The organism is Pseudoalteromonas sp. SG43-5, assembly GCF_014164345.1.
GTDB classification, from domain to species: Bacteria; Pseudomonadota; Gammaproteobacteria; order Enterobacterales; family Alteromonadaceae; genus Pseudoalteromonas; species Pseudoalteromonas distincta.
In genome coordinates, this window is sequence record NZ_JACJFA010000001.1 from 174,581 (window position 1) to 191,592 (window position 17,012).

At 40.1% G+C, this 17,012-nt stretch carries 17 protein-coding genes, 5 tRNA genes and 1 pseudogene; 5 read left to right on the forward strand and 18 right to left on the reverse strand.

The window, feature by feature from the left end; all coding sequences use genetic code 11:
* Position 1 precedes the first annotated feature (1 nt).
* The 5 genes from H5161_RS00770 to H5161_RS00790 form a co-directional block, all read right to left on the reverse strand.
* Complete coding sequence (locus tag H5161_RS00770; protein ID WP_182768511.1) at positions 2–454, reverse strand: regulatory protein RecX; 453 nt, start codon at positions 452–454, stop codon at positions 2–4.
* Complete coding sequence (locus H5161_RS00775; RefSeq protein WP_024595741.1) at positions 454–1,242, reverse strand: BPSS1780 family membrane protein; 789 nt, start codon at positions 1,240–1,242, stop codon at positions 454–456. Before H5161_RS00775 ends, H5161_RS00770 begins: the two co-directional genes overlap by 1 nt.
* An 81-nt stretch (positions 1,243–1,323) precedes the next feature.
* Positions 1,324–1,947 (reverse strand): GTP cyclohydrolase II, encoded by a 624-nt coding sequence (gene ribA / locus H5161_RS00780; RefSeq protein WP_007583803.1) that lies wholly within the window; start codon positions 1,945–1,947, stop codon positions 1,324–1,326.
* Positions 1,948–2,273: 326 nt separating this feature from the next.
* Positions 2,274–2,723, reverse strand: a complete 450-nt coding sequence (locus tag H5161_RS00785; RefSeq protein WP_182768512.1) for a low molecular weight protein-tyrosine-phosphatase — start codon at positions 2,721–2,723, stop codon at positions 2,274–2,276.
* 34 nt (positions 2,724–2,757) lie between these two features.
* Positions 2,758–3,264: a DUF3087 domain-containing protein gene (locus tag H5161_RS00790; RefSeq protein WP_024606258.1), complete on the reverse strand. Its 507-nt coding sequence runs from the start codon at positions 3,262–3,264 to the stop codon at positions 2,758–2,760.
* Between the two features lie 156 nt (positions 3,265–3,420).
* On the opposite strand from H5161_RS00790, the gene H5161_RS00795 reads away from it, so the two are divergent.
* From H5161_RS00795 to H5161_RS00810, 4 genes are all read left to right on the forward strand, one after another.
* Complete coding sequence (locus H5161_RS00795; RefSeq protein ID WP_182768513.1) at positions 3,421–4,056, forward strand: energy transducer TonB; 636 nt, start codon at positions 3,421–3,423, stop codon at positions 4,054–4,056.
* Positions 4,057–4,070: 14 nt separating this feature from the next.
* A complete protein-coding gene (locus H5161_RS00800) occupies positions 4,071–4,679 on the forward strand; it encodes a sigma-70 family RNA polymerase sigma factor (RefSeq protein WP_259398662.1) in 609 nt (202 codons plus the stop codon).
* Entirely contained in the window at positions 4,666–5,289 is a 624-nt protein-coding gene (locus H5161_RS00805; RefSeq protein ID WP_182768514.1) for a hypothetical protein, read from the forward strand. The genes H5161_RS00800 and H5161_RS00805 overlap by 14 nt, the downstream gene beginning before the upstream one ends.
* 61 nt (positions 5,290–5,350) lie before the next feature.
* A complete protein-coding gene (locus tag H5161_RS00810) occupies positions 5,351–5,821 on the forward strand; it encodes a DUF4760 domain-containing protein (RefSeq protein ID WP_182724689.1) in 471 nt (156 codons plus the stop codon).
* A 70-nt stretch (positions 5,822–5,891) separates the two neighbouring features.
* Here the strand turns inward: H5161_RS00810 and H5161_RS00815 are convergent, their stop codons facing one another.
* Complete coding sequence (locus H5161_RS00815; protein WP_182738657.1) at positions 5,892–6,200, reverse strand: DNA-binding transcriptional regulator; 309 nt, start codon at positions 6,198–6,200, stop codon at positions 5,892–5,894.
* Positions 6,193–6,566 (reverse strand): annotated as a pseudogene (locus H5161_RS20280) (type II toxin-antitoxin system RelE/ParE family toxin). Before H5161_RS20280 ends, H5161_RS00815 begins: the two are co-directional and overlap by 8 nt.
* 185 nt (positions 6,567–6,751) lie before the next feature.
* Between H5161_RS20280 and H5161_RS00825 the strand changes: the two are divergent.
* The gene (locus tag H5161_RS00825) at positions 6,752–7,261 is read left to right on the forward strand and encodes a hypothetical protein (RefSeq protein WP_182694113.1); all 510 of its coding nucleotides are present in this window, start codon (positions 6,752–6,754) and stop codon (positions 7,259–7,261) included.
* Positions 7,262–7,543: 282 nt separating this feature from the next.
* On the opposite strand, the gene H5161_RS00830 is transcribed toward H5161_RS00825, so the two are convergent.
* The 11 genes from H5161_RS00830 to lysS all read right to left on the reverse strand — a co-directional run bounded on the left by H5161_RS00830 (position 7,544) and on the right by lysS (position 16,994).
* The gene (locus tag H5161_RS00830) at positions 7,544–9,286 is read right to left on the reverse strand and encodes a potassium/proton antiporter (protein WP_182768515.1); all 1,743 of its coding nucleotides are present in this window, start codon (positions 9,284–9,286) and stop codon (positions 7,544–7,546) included.
* A gap of 237 nt (positions 9,287–9,523) precedes the next feature.
* Positions 9,524–10,900 (reverse strand): Na+/H+ antiporter NhaC family protein, encoded by a 1,377-nt coding sequence (locus H5161_RS00835; RefSeq protein WP_182768516.1) that lies wholly within the window; start codon positions 10,898–10,900, stop codon positions 9,524–9,526.
* Between the two features lie 191 nt (positions 10,901–11,091).
* Positions 11,092–12,750 (reverse strand): penicillin binding protein PBP4B, encoded by a 1,659-nt coding sequence (pbp4b, locus tag H5161_RS00840; protein ID WP_182768517.1) that lies wholly within the window; start codon positions 12,748–12,750, stop codon positions 11,092–11,094.
* 9 nt (positions 12,751–12,759) lie between these two features.
* Entirely contained in the window at positions 12,760–13,935 is a 1,176-nt protein-coding gene (locus tag H5161_RS00845) for an exo-beta-N-acetylmuramidase NamZ domain-containing protein (RefSeq protein WP_182768518.1), read from the reverse strand.
* A 212-nt stretch (positions 13,936–14,147) separates the two neighbouring features.
* Positions 14,148–14,224 (reverse strand) — tRNA-Arg (locus H5161_RS00850).
* Between the two features lie 115 nt (positions 14,225–14,339).
* Positions 14,340–14,416, reverse strand: a tRNA-Arg gene (locus H5161_RS00855).
* Between the two features lie 51 nt (positions 14,417–14,467).
* Positions 14,468–14,544, reverse strand: a tRNA-Arg gene (locus H5161_RS00860).
* Between the two features lie 73 nt (positions 14,545–14,617).
* Positions 14,618–14,694 (reverse strand) — tRNA-Arg (locus tag H5161_RS00865).
* 38 nt (positions 14,695–14,732) lie between these two features.
* A tRNA-Ser gene (locus H5161_RS00870) sits at positions 14,733–14,825 on the reverse strand.
* A gap of 128 nt (positions 14,826–14,953) precedes the next feature.
* On the reverse strand, positions 14,954–15,136 hold the full coding sequence (locus H5161_RS00875; RefSeq protein WP_010553261.1) for a hypothetical protein: 183 nt from the start codon (positions 15,134–15,136) through the stop codon (positions 14,954–14,956).
* Positions 15,137–15,458: 322 nt separating this feature from the next.
* Entirely contained in the window at positions 15,459–16,994 is a 1,536-nt protein-coding gene (gene lysS, locus H5161_RS00880) for a lysine--tRNA ligase (RefSeq protein WP_002961420.1), read from the reverse strand.
* Positions 16,995–17,012: the final 18 nt, after the last annotated feature.

Consider the following 17,012-nt stretch of genomic DNA (forward strand, 5'->3'; position numbering starts at 1 on the left):
TTTACTGTGCTTGCATTGCAAAATTAATTTCATCGTAGCTAAAACCCCGATACATTAAGTAGCGCACGCGCTTAGCTCTATCTTTGTAATCGAGATCTGGCGGTGTATTCGAATATTTTTTATTGTACGCATCCTGCGCAAGCTCAAACCAATCTATTTCAAGCTCTTCAACTACCATTTCAAGTAGCGAACGATCAATCCCTTTGCCCATAGCTTCGCTTTGTATTCGCTTAAGCCCGTGGCATTTAAATATGTGTTTTCTTACAAAGCCTTCACAGTATCGCTGCTCGTTAATAAAATTGTGCTTTTCGCACCAATCAAGCAGCGTTTCAATAAACTCTTCTGTCGCTTCTTTTTGCTGTAATTTGAGCGTTAACTCACGACGCGAATATTCTTGGCGCCCTAGTAACCAAAGTACATAGTTTTTTAGTTTTTGCTTTAATTTATCATCCATTAAGCGTCAAAACGTCCGCTTGTTTCACTGCTAAGTGGCTTAACATTAATGTCGTCACTTAATGGTACAACAGGCATAAAAATGGCTTGATAAGATACAAAAAAGCTAATGTAGCAAATCGGCATTAAAATCAACAGTGGTAAGAACGATAAGAACATCGAAAGCGCCATAAATAATGCGCAAATAAGGCCAAAAACGCCAAGTGGCAAAATATTATGATAAAACACCATTAACGACTTTTTAAGCGCCGTTAAAATGCGTGTTTCTTTACTAAAATAAACAAGTGGCACAGCGTACGCAAATGCCGTTAAATAAATTAGCATTGCCATAAAAAATAAAATTACATTCGCGCCCGAAATACTCTCAAGCATTTGCTCAAGTGCTACGTTTGGATCAAGTCCTGGTTGGCTCATAACAGCCACTGCATCGGCAAATAAGCCATTAGCAAGTAACGCCATTAAAATACCCGCACCCATTTGATAAAGTGCTAAACGTAATAACCCTAAACGATTTCCCTTAGCCGTAAATGGCTTGAGAATATCGGCTAGCATAATTTTTCCGCCCTGTTGCTTACTAAGCACCGCTTGGTAAAACCCTGCAGTTAAAAATGGCGTAGCGAGTGCTGCTACTACTTGCAGTAGCGGTAAAAATAAAGACAGCAGCCCTACAATGCCAATAAATAAATGCATAAAAATAAAGGTTGCTGGCTGGGTTTTAAAAATAAGCCATCCGGCTTTTAACCACTTTAGCCCTGCATCGGCTTTAAAAATTCGTAATTGTGTAGACATACTTGCTCTTAATTTAAAACGAAACACGCCAAGTATAACTTGGCGTGAGGGGGTATTAATAGACGAAACGTAATTAAATGATTAAGGTTTTTTAATTTTCTTAATATCTAACATATGCGCGCCATGCTTAATTTTTGTTTCTAGGTACGATTTATTACCCGCAACACCCGCTTTAATGTGCGCATGCGTGCCCACAACCGAGTCAACATTAATACCGGCATCTTTTAATGCGTTAAGCTTTTTAGGATTATTGGTCATTAATTTAACGTGGCTTAAATTAAGCGCATTGAGCATTAATACTGCATCCGAAAAGTCACGTAAATCATCAGCAAAGCCTAAATGATTATTAGCTTCGTAGGTGTTCATACCTTGCGATTGCAATACGTAAGCGTCTATTTTGTTGTATAAACCAATGCCACGGCCTTCTTGGCGTAAATACAATAAAATACCGCCTTGCTCGTGCATCATTTCAATACATTCATTTAGCTGCTCACCACAATCACAGCGCGATGAGTAAAATACATCGCCCGTTAAGCATTCTGAATGCATACGAATTAGCGGTACATCTTGCTCTGTATCAGCGTTGTTAAACACCATAGCAATATGTTCTTTACCATCTTTTAAATCAGTAAATGAGATTATTTCTGCAGGGATATCACTATTTCTGCCAACATTAAGCTGGACTCTTGCTCTTACTTGCGCCACGACAAATCCAAATATTTAAATAACTACGACACGACAATAAAGTGATAATATCACAAAATAGGATAAATACACCGTAGTACAAGACTGTTTATGGCAAATATATGGCGACGACAGGCGTTATTTTCAAGAGAAGTGAAAGAATTGTTGTAGCCTCTAACGTCTAATGTAGGCGGGAGTTTACCTCGCGCTTTATAAAGTTAATTTAAGCTTCCAACTCAACGCCATCACGTAGAGCGAGCGAAGCGACACCCAACAAAATGGTTATAACTCAAGTGCAGCTCCACTTTAAAATTAATAGCTACCAAAAGCTTGTTAAAGCTTATGCCTTAAATTTTAGCGAGTATTTTATCGCTAGCCGCTTCTATTAAATCGAGCACATTTTCAAAGCCATCATCGCCGCCGTAATAGGGATCGGGAATAGCGCTTTGGGCTTGCTCGCCATATTCTAAAAACAGCGCTAATTTGTACTGTAGATGCTCAGGGCACTGGGCTTTTAAATCAGCTAAGTTTTGCGTATCGGCCGCTAAAATTAAATCAAACTCAGTAAAGTCGCTTGTACGCACTTTACGTGAATAAATACCTTTAAAGCTGTAACCGCGCTTCTCCCCTGCTGCCATTGAGCGACTATCAGGCGCTTTACCTTCGTGATAGCCAATAGTGCCCGCCGAATCAACTTTAACGTTAACACCTAGCTTTTTAGCGCGGGCTTTTAATACCGCCTCTGCGGTTGGCGAGCGGCAAATATTACCTAAACACACTATGAGTACTTTTTTCATTGAGGCTCCTCTAACTAATTTAAAAACCTAAGCTTTAAAACTGTTTTAAAATGCTTTCATCGTAATCTTCAACGTTAAGCGTTACGTTATGTTGCGCTGCAACAGATTCGAGCTCAGCTTGTTTAATGGCTAAATCGTCCATGGTGATTAGGTTATCGTCTAGTTGCCACAATAACCGAGAGCCCGCGTAGCTATAATGAATCGCTAATAACGCATCGGCATTACCTTCACGGCCAGCGGCTTTTAACTTAGCCATTTTACGGGTTATTTTATTAAGTGCTTTTTTAAGCTCCCACACATAAACAACTTCAGTCATAAAGCTATGTGTACGGTATTTATTAAGTAACCACGCAAGCCCAACGCTTGTAATAGCAACGCCTATTAAGTTCCAATGAAAGTGGCTACCACTTTCATCAGGAAATAAAGCAATCAGCGTTTGCGATATAGCCAAGCTGCCTACAGCTAAACCAATACCGCATCCTGCAATAACACGGTTTAAATGTTTACGGTAACGCGCTTTATTTATTTCAATGAGTTGCATAACAGCCTAAAAAGTTAATAAGTAAAAGAATGCGAATGGCTATTGTAACTAAACCCCACATTTTTTATAAAATTATTTCACCCCTTTTTGATTTGCCACCCGTTATAGCTTTGAAAACACCCTAATTGTAGTGGTCAATAAAATTTGGAGCTGCTTATGCACACACTTGAAATACCCAACAACCCAGTATTTATTAAAACATCGACTGCCGTTATCGGCGGCGCCGCAATGACCTTTGCAGCTTTTGCGTTTATGCAATATTTAATAAGTGGCGAGCAACGCGCACCGGTTAAACCAGGGGACGATATTATAGTAGAGATTTTTCAGGCGCCTGAGGATTCAAAGCTAAGGCATATACAAAAAATACAGCCGCCACCGCCAATGCCTAAAGTGCCGCAAAAAGCTCCACCGCTTGATACATCAGCCGATCCTGTGTTGGCAATTAGCGACCTTACGCCAGTTACAATTGATGATTTTGGTGGCGACATTAACAATACCATTAATCGCCCTACAGGGGATGCAACACCCATAGTGCGCATAAACCCTAAATACCCAACCACAGCCGCGCGCGATGGTATTGAAGGTTGGGTGCAACTAAGCTTTAGTATTTCGCCCACCGGTGAAGTAATCGACCCAGTAGTTATTAACGCCGAGCCAAAACGCACCTTTGACCGCGAAGCAATAAGAGCTATTAAACGCTGGAAATATCGCCCCAAAGTAATAGAAGGTGTGGCACAATTACAAACAGATCAAACTGTACAGCTCGATTTTAAATTAGATAACTCTATTTAACGGACTAAACGCCTATGCTACTCAGTATTAAGTCATGGTTATTTGAAACGCCAAGCAAGGATTGCATGGCAAGTTACGCAAAAAGTGGCGACAACCGCCACTTAGAGCAACTTATTGCCTTATACAGTAACGATTTATATCATTTCCTAGTGACGCAATCTAATACGCATTTAGCATACGACGTAAGCCAACAAACCTGGCTAAAAGTAATCGAAAAACGCCACCTTTACCAAGCGCAAACCACGCCAAAAGCATGGTTGTTTAAACTTGCCCGCAACACACTCATTGACGAATACCGCAGGCAACAGCACTTTGTAGAGCTTGACGAAAACACGCATTTAGCAGCACAAAATGATAAAAGCGAAAACGACTTAACTAGTGGTGACTTAACTAGTGGAGACTCGCATATAGGCAGCTCAAACATTAGTTATGACGCGTTCGATGCCGCGCTAAAACAACTCAGCTTTGTACAGCGTGAAGCCATAACATTACAACAAGAAGGCTTTTCGCTCACCGACATAGAACTTATAACGCAAAGCAGCCTTGAGACCATTAAAACAAGGCTGCGCTATGCCAAGCAAAACCTTAAACGTTTATTAGGAGCAAACAATGAACAAGCCTGATGAGCCGTTTGATCAAAAGCTCACACAACACTTTAAAGAGCGAAAAGCGCGCACTACACTTACAAGTGATCAGCAAAAAGTGCTACTTAATAAAGCCACGCACACAAAGCCTAAAAAGTTCGGCTTTACGCTGCAGCTAACCAGCCTTGCCTGCGCACTGGGTGTATTTTCTTTTATTGTGTTTGATAATAACGATAGCATTAACCACGCGCCAAAAACCGTGCTTAACAGCGTATTTAACACTATAGACATTCACGACTATTCAATTATTAAAACACACGAAATAAACCAAGCTGGTAGCTACGCAAGCACCTTTACAGAGCAAAAACACGCCCTAGATAGTCAATTAGCTAACGATTTACGCCGCCACCAACAACGCCACATAGAATACGGCACTCTAGTGAAGGTAGATAACGACTGGTACATAGCCAGCTGTAATGACGAGGTGCTCGTGCAAATTAAGCATTCACTGTTAAGTGATTTAAAAGGTAAACACGCGGTCGAAAGTAATATAAATACCGGTGATATGCTCGCTATGGCGCATAACGGCAAAGGGCAAATTATTGCGCTTAAACATGCGGGTGCTGGGGTTAGGCAGTGTGGGGCTTAGATATATTTTAGTCTAACCTAAATTTTAGCTAAGATTAAACTAATTACACGGAGTAATCGAAATGGAATTAAATTACATAATAGAAATAAGTAAAGTAGTCGCTGTACTGTTTACTGGATGCTCATTTCTTTTTGGTATTTATATTTATATAGTTAACTCAAGAAAAGAGAGAATCAAATCAACCTTAGAGTATTGGGGGAAGTTTCATCAAGAAGTTATCCCGTATCTTGTTAAGTTTAATAATAAATACCCAGGTAAGCTCCATGCTAATGAGGTCAGGGAAGTCGTAAATTTATCCGATACTAAAGAAACTCTTCACCATATCCTGAATAAATATGAGCAGCTAGCTACAGGAGTGGATTTAAAGGCATATGAAATAAAAGCATTAAACTCACTATCAGGTCAGGAGATAATTAATAGTTACCATAGGTACGAAGCATATATTTTCTATCGTCGAGCTCACAAAGAGAACCCTGAAATATGGTTACAATATGAGAAATTAGTAAAACTACTGATTAAACTAAGGAGATAGGATAAGGCTTTAGAGCAATATCGTGGAATTGGATTTCGTATCACTCAACCTTAGCTACCGGCCGCTTAGATTAATAAACAAGTATATCTAAGCCTTTATTGGCGACCAAATTTAACAGCTTTAAGGAAGCACCTTTTGGGGACTTGCCACCTTGCTCCCAAGCTCTAACTGTTGAAGCACTGGTATTTAAATAAGCGGCGAATACCGCTTGGCTAACATGAGCGTGCTCACGAATTGCTTTAATATGCGCGGCATCATATTGCTCGACTTCAGGCAGACACATTGCATCAAACTTCCGCATAGTTTGTCTATCCATAACACCGGCATCATTTAGCCCTTTAGCTGTATCATGCATTACGCCTAAAATACTATTACTCATGATTTTTTACCTCTATTAGCTCGCCTTCATTAATAGCTATTTTGAGTTGCTGCTGTGAATAACTTAGTAACTCTTTCGCCATTAACTTTAGTGCCTTTAATTCTTTTTTATCGATATTGTCTCGTTGGTTTTTAGAAAAGCCAAACATAAAAAATGCTTTATCCGCAACTTTAAAAGCAACTATGGTTCTATAGCCACCTCGTTTACCCTGTCTTTCGCTGGTGCTCGCTTTTTATAAACATGAGCACCTAAGTCCCCATCGTTAAGTCCGTTTTCTAAATCTCTAACAGCATCAATTAACACCTTGTCAGGTAAGCCCTCTTTTGCAGCCCACTTGTTAAACCATTTTGATTTAAATATACCCATAAATATCACACCACCAACTATGACACTTAGTATTATAGTTCACCAGAATTAATGTACTAAAAACTTGAAAGCAACTCTCAGCACATTTAGAAATACACAATATTAGTTCTTTAAGGCTCAGCCCTATAAAGCTATAATTTAACTTAATTTTCATAGAGCTATTAGTTTAAATTTAAGGAAGAAATATGACAAAACTACTTATATTCGTTTTTGCTATTTATACATTTTGCTGCTCATTTGTGCAGGCTGAGACTTTAGTAAATAACGAATTTGTAGTACCGATTGAAAAGCACTTTGAAAATTTCACCTTAGTTAAGGTAAACCCTAAGTACACAAAACTTGATTACAAAGCGCTTATGTCTGCTCGCGAGTTTATTCAAATTAGCTTAGGCACCACATGGCCTGCTGATGACTTTACTTTGCAAGAAAACACGCAATCATTGGAAAGTGACTTAATCGCATTTAATAATAAAGAATCTTTTACTTTTCATGTAATGAATAACGATAAAACGAAGGTGATTGGCTGTATTTATATTACAGGTACGGTTGATAGTGAATTTGATGCCACTGTATTTAGCTGGGTTGCTAAAGAGCACCTTTCTACACCGCTTTTTGATGAGCTTAAAACAAACGTTAAAACATGGGTTAAAAACGAATGGCCTTTTACAAACGTTGATTACCCGTTTAACAGTTAAATAGCATATTAAATCATTCACTTCCAAACAAAAGGCCTGCGATTAAGCAGGCTTTTGAGTGTTTAAAAAATATACGTACAAAACAATAATTCTTGAAATAAAGTAAGCAAAAAATAAAGCTAACACCCGACGCGCTAACAAGCTAAGCGCCTACAAAAACAATGCATATATTTAACGTTAAAGCTGCAAAGTGGATTGGAGATCCGCTGGGTTTCGTGTCACTCAACCTAACCTACGCAGCTATGAACATGAGCCTAGCGCTAAATAAATCACTGTTAATGATTACTGCTTTAAAAGTCGCTTTTCTGGATTATTTAAGTACTTTAAGCCAATGGTCACTATGCGTGTATGTACCATTGTTATAACGCGCATTTGCACATTACCAATAACAACAATATCGCCTTTACTGACTTCTCCTGAAAGCTTTTGGTTGATCACTTCTTCCAAGCTTATCTCTTCTGGGGCGTCTATGTGCATGTGGTAAGAGTAAAATATATCGCCTACCAACGTTACCCCTTTCACTTTAAGTTCGTTGTGCGCTAAGTGGCTATCTTGGTGGTTTGTTTTATCGGTTGCTGTAAAAACTAAATCAACAAAAGGTCTGTTATCTGGTTTTAAAACAACAAATAAATGGTCATTTGCTTTTAACTTAGTTGAGCCTCGTGGCGGTATGATTGACGGACCCCGTGTAATCATAGCAACAACTACACTTTCAGGAAGTGCAGCATGTGACAAGCTGCGCCCAGAAACCCGAGAAACGTCACTTAAGGTGTATTCTACAATTTCTATATCAATATCGTTTAACGCTGTGATTTCGAGTGTTGCAGCAGCCAAATCAGGTGGCGGCTCTACTAAATTTAGTTTTTTAGCCATCCACGGCATTGTTGAGCCCTGTAACGTGGCTGAAATTAATACCACGAAAAAAACGACATTAAAAATAAGCTCAGCCCCTGAAAGGCCAAATAGTAATGGGAATATAGCTAAAATAATGGGTACTGAGCCCCTAAGGCCAACCCAAGATACAAACAGGGTTTCGCGATTATTAAAGCCAAACAGTTTTAAAATAGGCGCTACCGCTAATGGGCGAGCAACAAAAATGAGTGCCAGTGCAATAAGCAGTCCTTCTAACCATACATCAACCAATGACGACGGATTAATAAGGAGGCCTAATACAACAAACATGGTTATTTGCCCAAGCCATGCTAAGCCGTCATGAAACAGAAAAATACCGCGTTTATATACAAATTTGCTGTTACCTAAAATAACACCCGTTATAAATACAGCTAAAAATCCACTGCCGCCGAGCGTTGCAGAAAGGCCAAAAGAAAGCAGCCCAAATGCGGTTACCATCACTAAATACAAACCCGATGCATTTAGTTTAATTCGATTAATAAACCAAACCGATACCTTACCAATTAAAAGACCACAAATAGCGCCAACACCCATCTGTTGAGCAAATAACTGTAGTAAATCCAGCCCTATTGGCATGTCGTTAACGAGCATTTCGAGCAATCCAACCGTTAGAAAAATAGCCATTGGATCGTTCGATGCACTTTCTATTTCAAGGGTCGATTTAAGCTTTTTGTTTAAGTGAATACCCGCACTTCGTAAAAGTGCAAACACGGCTGCGGCATCTGTAGAGCCAACAATGGCGCCCAGTAATACACCTTGTAATATGGGTAGGTCTAAAATATAAGTGGCCACAAGGCCTGTAATTACAGCGGTAAATAACACCCCGATGGTTGCTAAAGCAGACGCGGGTTTCCACACTTGTTTAATTGAACTGGTGGGCGTTTGTAAGCCACCATCAAATAGAATAATAGCAAGCGCTAGAGTACCCAGAGCATGTGCGGCCTCTGCGTTGTCGAATGAAATACCTGCAATACCATCTTCACCTGCGAGCATACCTACAAGTAAAAATAGCACCAGCACCGGTAAGCCAACGCGTGCAGATAACTTGCTCGAGATCACTCCAAGTAAAATTAAAATGGCACTAACGAGAATGATATTATCAATTACAAACATAGTGTGGGTTTACAGCCTTATATGAGTTAAAAAGTAAGAATTTATAGCTACCAAAAAGCTTAAAGCTCATGCTATACAATAACCTAAAAAATATAAATACGGGTACTTAAGTCAATATTTAAATTGTTTATTTAATAGCTAGAGCGTCGTTAAGCTTGGTATTACTAGCCTCGGTCTTAATTTAAAAACAAAAAAGCCTGCAATAAGCAGGCTTTTGACTATTTAAGCAATCGTATTTTATAAAACAATAATGCTTGTTATTAAGTACGCTATAAACGTAAGGCCGCCACCAAATAAGGCATATGGTAGCTGCGTTTTAACGTGGGTGAGTAAGTCACATCCAGATGCAATAGCCGATACAGCGCTGGTGTCGGATATAGGCGAGCAGTGATCGCCAAATATACCACCACCTAAAATAGCACCTACCACAAGCGATGGCGGTAAACCTAGCGCTTGAATAAGTGGCACGCCAATTGGGATTAATATGGCAAACGTGCCCCACGATGTACCCGTAGTAAACGACATAACTGCGCCGGTTAAAAACAGCACCGGTACTATTAAGTAAATAGGTAGGTAGTCGCCAACAAGCGATGCTACAAATACACCAGTACCCAACTCTTTTAAGCTTGCGCCAAGTGTAAGCGAAAGCAGTACAATGGCGACTAATGGCATTAATTCGCCCATACCTTTAAAACCGGTATCAACTAATTGATGATGCGTAAATTTACGTGAGCCAATCATTAAAAAGTAAGCGACAACAATGGCTAAAACCGTTGCATATAATACTGATTTAGAGCCGCTGCCCTCGGCTAGTACACCATTTCCGGTGTAATACATAAAGCCAACCATGCTGGTAATAAGCGTAATAAGCGGGATTAACATGTAACGCGCTTTAGAGCCTTTTACTTCTTCTTTTAAGTCAGTTGTTTGAAGCTCTAGTTTTTCTTCGGCTTCTTTCATTGGGCCATGCACTTTATCAAACGCGATGGTATAAAAAACAATGGTAAGGGTAATTATGGCGTAAAAGTTATACCCAACGCTGCCCCACAACACCGATACAGCCGACTCACCTAGCTCGTAGTTACCTAACAAACCAAGTACAAATGCACCCCAGCCATTAAGTAGTATTAAAATACACACTGGCGCACTGGTGCTATCAATAATGTACGCTAGGCGCGCTCGGCTCATTTTAAATTTGTCGAATAAGCCACGCGATAAAATCCCTGAGGTGAGTACGCTCAAGTTAGATTCTATAAACACCGCAATGCCGGTAAACATGGTTAAAAATCCCACTTGGCGCTTACTTTTTGCAATACCTTTGTTCATTAGCATATTAACCGTTGCTGCAACGCCGCCAGATTCGCGAATGTAGGCAAGCAAGGCACCTATTAAAATACTAAATATTAATATGCGTGTATTACCTGGCGAGCTGGCAACCGAAATAATACGTTCAATGGTATTTAAAAAAGTGTCAAACAAGCTATTACCTTCGCCCTGAAGGGCGAGTAAAAACTCAGAAGAAGCAACAGCAACAAGTAGCGCCATAATCACTTCTTTTCGCCAAAACACGATAGCAATCGCAATTAGCGGCGGTAAAATAGAATACCAATGCATAAAAAGTTAACCTTAATTATTAGCGAGCCACTCTCGCTTTGTACGCGTTTTATCGCTTATTTGTTAAGCCTAGCAGCATAAACTGGCTTAGATTTGTAAACCGCTTAGCTTAATGGATTGCCTTACTCAAGTCACCTGTAAATAAATCACTTAGAGTAATGCTGTTAGTACGTTTTAACCTATACGATAGCTTATTGATTTAGTAGCGCTTCATAAATAAGCGACACTACCGATCCGTACTGCGCGGTTTCAAATTGTTTACCTGTAAATTCGTAACGTTTTAGCGAGCCTTTAATTGCACTATGGCGAGCATTGGTAAGTAAAACAATAGCTAAATCGTAAGCGGGGTCAACTACGGTCACTGTCCCCGTCCAACCTGTGTGGCCATAAGCCTGCGCGCTTGCATAAGGGCCAAAGTGCCAGCGCCTTGCTTGGTTGTTACCAGCAAGCCTAAAGCCAAGCCCGTAGGTTTCATCGCTTGATTGCGGCGTTAAAAATTGCGCTAAGGCGCTTGCACTAAATAATTGTTGGTCGCCGTAGCCACCATTATTTAGTAATAGCTGGCAAAGCACGGCTAAGTCGTGAGCATTACTAAATAATCCTGCATGCCCTGCTACGCCATCAAGAGAATAGTAAGCGCGCTCATCATGCACTTGGCCTTGTAAAACAGTGGTACGAACATTATCAAACTTAATGCGCCCGTCTCGTGTGTTGCCGCTAAGCTCAGTGGCTGCAAATTGCTGCGGCTTAAAGCCTTTTTTAAGTGGATTAAATAACGTGTTAGTTAATTTTAGTGGCGCGTACACTTGCTGCTCTAGGTATTCGTCAAGGGGCTGCCCAGTTATGCGCTCAATGAGTACGCCTAAAATCATGTAATCAATATCTGAGTAAACATGCTGCCCAGATGATTTACTACTAAAAGGCACGCTGGTAAGTAATAGCTGTTTGGTAGTTTTACTGTTTTGCGAATAAAACGCGTCACCGTAGCTGCCATCTTTACGATGAAAGTCAAATACTGGCGGGTATCCGGCGCTGTGTGTGAGTAAGTCTTTTACTGTGCGCTTTGCTCGCCCTTCACCTTTATATTCGCTTAGGTAGCTTTGTACGGGTTTATTAATATTTAATAACCCTTCGCTTACTAATTTCATAAGTGCAAAGTTTGTGGCAAATATTTTGGTGTTTGAGGCAAGATCAAACAAAGTATTAGTTTGCATGGGCTCTGGGCGTAGTAGCATTAAATCACTTTGCTGGTATTGCTTTGCATCGCCATAGGCGGTTAATTTTATTAGCTCGCCATTTTTAACAACTGCCAATACAGCACCAGGAAAACCTGCTTTTACATCGCGTTCAATTAATGCGTCTACTTCATTAAAATCTATATGCTTTTTTGGTTCATCGCTTAAAGTAGGAAATGCAAAACGCAGCGTTAAACTTGCGCCAGCAGGGAGAATATTTTCAACTTTAAAGGTATTAACACCGTTGTGAGTATTTTTTGCCAAACTGTAATTGTATAAGGTGTTGGCGCTTAGTTGGTTAACGTCGAGCTTTTTATTATTAATGTAAATATCGGCGCTTTGTGCGTTATGGTTTTGTATTAATAATTGCCCGCGCCCTTTGTAAGCTTTAAACGTTCCTCGGTTATTTACATAAAACCGGCTACTTGGCTTTACCTCAGGAAACGTTACAACCACTTGTGCATTAGGCAGCTCTACAAGTTGGCTCTTTGTAAGTGGTAGCACCGAGCTAATAGGCTCCGGTGGTGTACTACAACCCACAATAATAAAGCTCAATGCCGCTATAAATGCTTGTTTGATATAACCACACCTTTGATTTTTTACAGCAATAAACATGCTTAGCCCTTATTTATATAACAAGTAAGGCGCTCTTTGCGCTTTAAATTGCGCAAGCCCCGCCTGCCAGCTTTGTTTTATTTGCGCTTCTGATTGCCCTGCTTCAATAGCTAAGCGCAATTTATTAGTACCCGCTAGTTTATCCATAAAGTCAGCGCGCTCAAAAAGCGAGATGTTATTTTTAGTAAGCTTCGTGTACGCATTTATTAAGTAAGTTAAATTTAAACCTGTGATATTTGCTTGTCTTAAATCGAGCCCTTGCACGGTTTGGTTTTTAAATTTAGGGTTTAAAGCAGCGCCTTTAATTGCGCGCGGTGTAAAATTAAAATCACCTAATGCTACTGGCGAATAGCCAATTACTTGAAATGCAAAGTCGGTGCCTCTACCAATGCTAATAGGCGTTGCTTCAAAAAAGCAAAGTGATGGGTAAAGCGCAATGGCTTGATCGTTAGGTAAGTTAGGGCTGGGTTTTACAGGCAAGCTGTAAGTACTTTTGCGAGTGTAATGATCAACAGGGATCACCGTTAATTTTAAATCGGCCGCTTTATTGATCCAACCCTCGCCCTTGATCATTTTGGCAAGTTCGCCAACGGTCATGCCGTGTAAAACAGGAATTGGGTGCATGCCTACAAACGATTTAAATTCTGACTCTAATATTGGCCCATCAACGTAGGCAATATTTGGATTGGGCCTATCGAGTACTAAAAATTCTATCCCCTGCTCTGCAGCGGCTTCCATCATGTAGTGCATAGAGCTTATGTAGGTATAAAAACGCACTCCCACATCTTGAATGTCAAAAATAATGACATCAACATCGGCTAAAGCAGCTTGGCTTGGTTTTTTATTTTTACCGTAAATAGAAATAAGCGGAATACCAGTTTTACCATCAACAGCATTTTTCACATGGGCGCCCGCATCGTGATCGCCACGAAAGCCATGCTCAGGTGCAAAAATTTTAGTTATGTTTATGTTTTTAGTCAGTAGAGTATCTACTAAGTGAGTTTCCCCTACGCTTGATGTTTGATTAACGACTAGCCCTACACGTTTATTTTTTAACTGCGGTAAATATTTAGCATATTGCTGCGCACCTACTACAAGTGAGTTATTAGCTACGTTGGCTTGCACGCTTGCAATAAAAATGGCGCTAAAAATAAAAAACAACGTAATAAATAGGGTTTTAAACATACTGCAATATCCTTTTAAACAAGGCGTTTAAAATAACATAGGTAATAATAAAGAGCAGCTTTAGAAAAGGGTTAAGTGGGCTTGATTAGATAACTGATTAGAAGCTGGCGCTTCTCACGCGAGCAAGCTCTGCGGCTACGGGAGTGGTAGCTTACATTTCACTTTATTTTAGGCACAAAAAAACCGACTTAATGTCGGCTTGTTTATGAAAGTGGTGGGCGCAGGAGGATTCGAACCTCCGACCGCTCGGTTCGTAGCCGAGTACTCTATCCAGCTGAGCTATGCACCCACTTTCATAGATTGCTTATTTAAACTCTAAGCAGAGCGTATTAATTCAGGCATAAAAAAACCGATTTCCATCGGTTTATTTTTCTTACACTTAAAAGTGTATGAAAACATGAAAGTGGTGGGCGCAGGAGGATTCGAACCTCCGACCGCTCGGTTCGTAGCCGAGTACTCTATCCAGCTGAGCTATGCACCCGCTTTCATTTTTACTATTACTTGTTTTTACTCTAAGTGAGAGTCTATAAAGTGGTGGGCGCAGGAGGATTCGAACCTCCGACCGCTCGGTTCGTAGCCGAGTACTCTATCCAGCTGAGCTATGCACCCACTTTATAGTTTACTTATTTTAACTCTAAGTAGAGCTTTTGCTTATTTAGACTCTAAGCGAGTTATTAAAGTATGGTGGGCGCAGGAGGATTCGAACCTCCGACCGCTCGGTTCGTAGCCGAGTACTCTATCCAGCTGAGCTATGCACCCATACTTTAAAATTGTACAAAACACGCCATTAAAAGAAATGGTGGAGAGGGAGGGATTCGAACCCTCGATAGAGCTACAAACTCTATACTCCCTTAGCAGGGGAGCTCCTTCGGCCACTCGGACACCTCTCCGTCTTGTGGGGCGTATAATAAAGATTTCAGAAAATATGTCAAACACTTTTCTACCAAAAACGACTATATGGTTACAGATTGCACATATGCTTGGTTTAAAAGTGTAATTAGTTTGAAATTTAAGCGGGTTACGTATTTTTATTTGAAGGATTAACACCTAGCACGGGAACTAAGTCATCAGTTAACTGAGCCAAATACTGTTCTTGGTAACCTAATTGTTGAAATTCAGCGATACAAGCACGGTAGTAAGCGTTTCGTTCTTGCTCTGATGTGCATTCTTCTGATAAATCATCTACTCGTTTGTCTTTCATACTATTATTCTAAGTCCTTTAAGAATCTATATTTAACTGCTAAATACCAGCAGTGTAAATTTCGTGCGTATTCTAGCTAAAACCTTTGTACAAACACAACATATGTTTAAAAAAGAATCATACTAAAAAGTTATAGCACTGTTAGTTTTAATATTAAAAACTTCCAATAACAATAAGTTAGTGAAGCTGAATTGCACATTAATCAGCACTAATAATTACCTTTAATTTTTAGTGTAGTACTTATTAATTAAAACACTAATTATAAGTAAAAAAAACGCCGCTATTAAGCGGCGTTTATTAACTTACTTTGTTCTACTAAAGCTTAGTCAGCTTGTGGACGCATATGCGGGAACAAAATAACGTCTTTAATTGTTGATGAATCAGTAAACAACATTACTAAACGGTCAATACCAATACCTTCACCAGCCGTTGGCGGTAAGCCGTACTCTAGTGCGCGTATGTAGTCTTCGTCGTAGTGCATTGCTTCATCATCGCCTGCGTCTTTCTCTTCAACTTGACGAGTGAAGCGCTCAGCTTGGTCCTGTGCATCGTTAAGCTCAGAGAAACCATTTGCAAGTTCACGGCCGCCAACAAAAAACTCAAAACGGTCGGTAACAAATGGGTTTTCGTCGTTACGGCGTGCAAGTGGTGATACTTCCCACGGGTAACCAGTAATAAACGTAGGTTGAATAAGCATGTGCTCTGCTGTTTCTTCAAATATTTCACAAAGAAACTTACCTGGGCCCCAAACACAGTTTTCAGGAATTTTAACGTGCACTTGTTTAGCGTACGCTTTTAACTCTTCAAAATGGTTTTCTGGGTCGTTAAATACCGCAGCATCAAACTCAGGGTTATATTTTAAGATAGCATCCGCCATACTTAAACGTGTAAACGGTTGACCAAAGTCGTATTCAACTGAATCGATAACTTCGCCGTTTTCGTCCTTAGTTGTATTAACTACAATTGCACTACCTAGTACGTTTTCTGCAACAGTACGTAGCATATCTTCGGTGATGTTCATCAGGTCGATGTAATCAGCGTATGCTTGGTAAAATTCAATCATTGTAAATTCTGGGTTGTGACGTGTAGATAACCCTTCGTTACGGAAGTTACGGTTAATTTCAAATACACGATCAAAACCACCTACCACTAAGCGCTTTAAGTAAAGCTCTGGCGCTATACGTAGGTACATGTCGATATCAAGCGCGTTATGGTGAGTTACAAACGGACGCGCAGATGCACCACCAGGTATAACCTGTAGCATAGGTGTTTCTACTTCCATAAAGTCACGGTCTGCTAAAAAGCGACGAATGCCTTCAACTACTTGTGAGCGAATGCGGAATGTTTCGCGCGTTGCTTCGTTAGTAATTAAGTCAACATAACGTTGGCGGTACTTTGTTTCTTGATCTGATAAGCCATGGAATTTTTCAGGTAACGGGCGAAGTGACTTAGTTAGTAATTGATACTCAGTCATTTCTACGTATAAATCGCCTTTGCCCGATTTATTTAGCGCGCCTTTAACACCTATAATATCGCCAGTGTCTAGCTGACCATATTTTTCTTTAAGGTCTTTTTGAACATCTTTAGATGCATACGCTTGTACGCGACCTTTCATGTCTTGAATTACAAAAAACGGTCCACGCTTTGCTAAAATACGTCCAGCAATAGACACAACTTCTTGTAGTTCAACTAATTCTTCTTTGCTCTTATCACCAAACTGGGCTTGCAAATCAGCCGTGTAATGCTCACGACGGAATTGGTTTGGATGACCGTTGGCTGGGCAATTTTCGCGTATCGCGTCTAACTTGCCACGACGCTCAGCGATTAACTTGTTTTCGTCTTGGATTTTATCAGTCATTTTTTAGCTCTTTATTAG

What these genes read in the sequence shown, in the direction of transcription:
- H5161_RS00790 (WP_024606258.1), bottom strand. Translation starts at nt 3,264, where the DNA reads ATGCAACTCATTGAAATAAATAAAGCGCGTTACCGTAAACATTTAAAC.
- H5161_RS00830 (WP_182768515.1), bottom strand. Translation starts at nt 9,286, where the DNA reads ATGTTTGTAATTGATAATATCATTCTCGTTAGTGCCATTTTAATTTTA.
- H5161_RS00785 (WP_182768512.1), bottom strand. Translation starts at nt 2,723, where the DNA reads ATGAAAAAAGTACTCATAGTGTGTTTAGGTAATATTTGCCGCTCGCCA.
- H5161_RS00875 (WP_010553261.1), bottom strand. Translation starts at nt 15,136, where the DNA reads ATGAAAGACAAACGAGTAGATGATTTATCAGAAGAATGCACATCAGAG.
- H5161_RS00770 (WP_182768511.1), bottom strand. Translation starts at nt 454, where the DNA reads ATGGATGATAAATTAAAGCAAAAACTAAAAAACTATGTACTTTGGTTA.
- H5161_RS00775 (WP_024595741.1), bottom strand. Translation starts at nt 1,242, where the DNA reads ATGTCTACACAATTACGAATTTTTAAAGCCGATGCAGGGCTAAAGTGG.
- H5161_RS00810 (WP_182724689.1), top strand. Translation starts at nt 5,351, where the DNA reads ATGGAATTAAATTACATAATAGAAATAAGTAAAGTAGTCGCTGTACTG.
- H5161_RS00815 (WP_182738657.1), bottom strand. Translation starts at nt 6,200, where the DNA reads ATGAGTAATAGTATTTTAGGCGTAATGCATGATACAGCTAAAGGGCTA.
- H5161_RS00795 (WP_182768513.1), top strand. Translation starts at nt 3,421, where the DNA reads ATGCACACACTTGAAATACCCAACAACCCAGTATTTATTAAAACATCG.
- H5161_RS00825 (WP_182694113.1), top strand. Translation starts at nt 6,752, where the DNA reads ATGACAAAACTACTTATATTCGTTTTTGCTATTTATACATTTTGCTGC.
- H5161_RS00835 (WP_182768516.1), bottom strand. Translation starts at nt 10,900, where the DNA reads ATGCATTGGTATTCTATTTTACCGCCGCTAATTGCGATTGCTATCGTG.
- H5161_RS00845 (WP_182768518.1), bottom strand. Translation starts at nt 13,935, where the DNA reads ATGTTTAAAACCCTATTTATTACGTTGTTTTTTATTTTTAGCGCCATT.
- H5161_RS00800 (WP_259398662.1), top strand. Translation starts at nt 4,071, where the DNA reads ATGCTACTCAGTATTAAGTCATGGTTATTTGAAACGCCAAGCAAGGAT.
- pbp4b (WP_182768517.1), bottom strand. Translation starts at nt 12,750, where the DNA reads ATGTTTATTGCTGTAAAAAATCAAAGGTGTGGTTATATCAAACAAGCA.
- lysS (WP_002961420.1), bottom strand. Translation starts at nt 16,994, where the DNA reads ATGACTGATAAAATCCAAGACGAAAACAAGTTAATCGCTGAGCGTCGT.
- H5161_RS00805 (WP_182768514.1), top strand. Translation starts at nt 4,666, where the DNA reads ATGAACAAGCCTGATGAGCCGTTTGATCAAAAGCTCACACAACACTTT.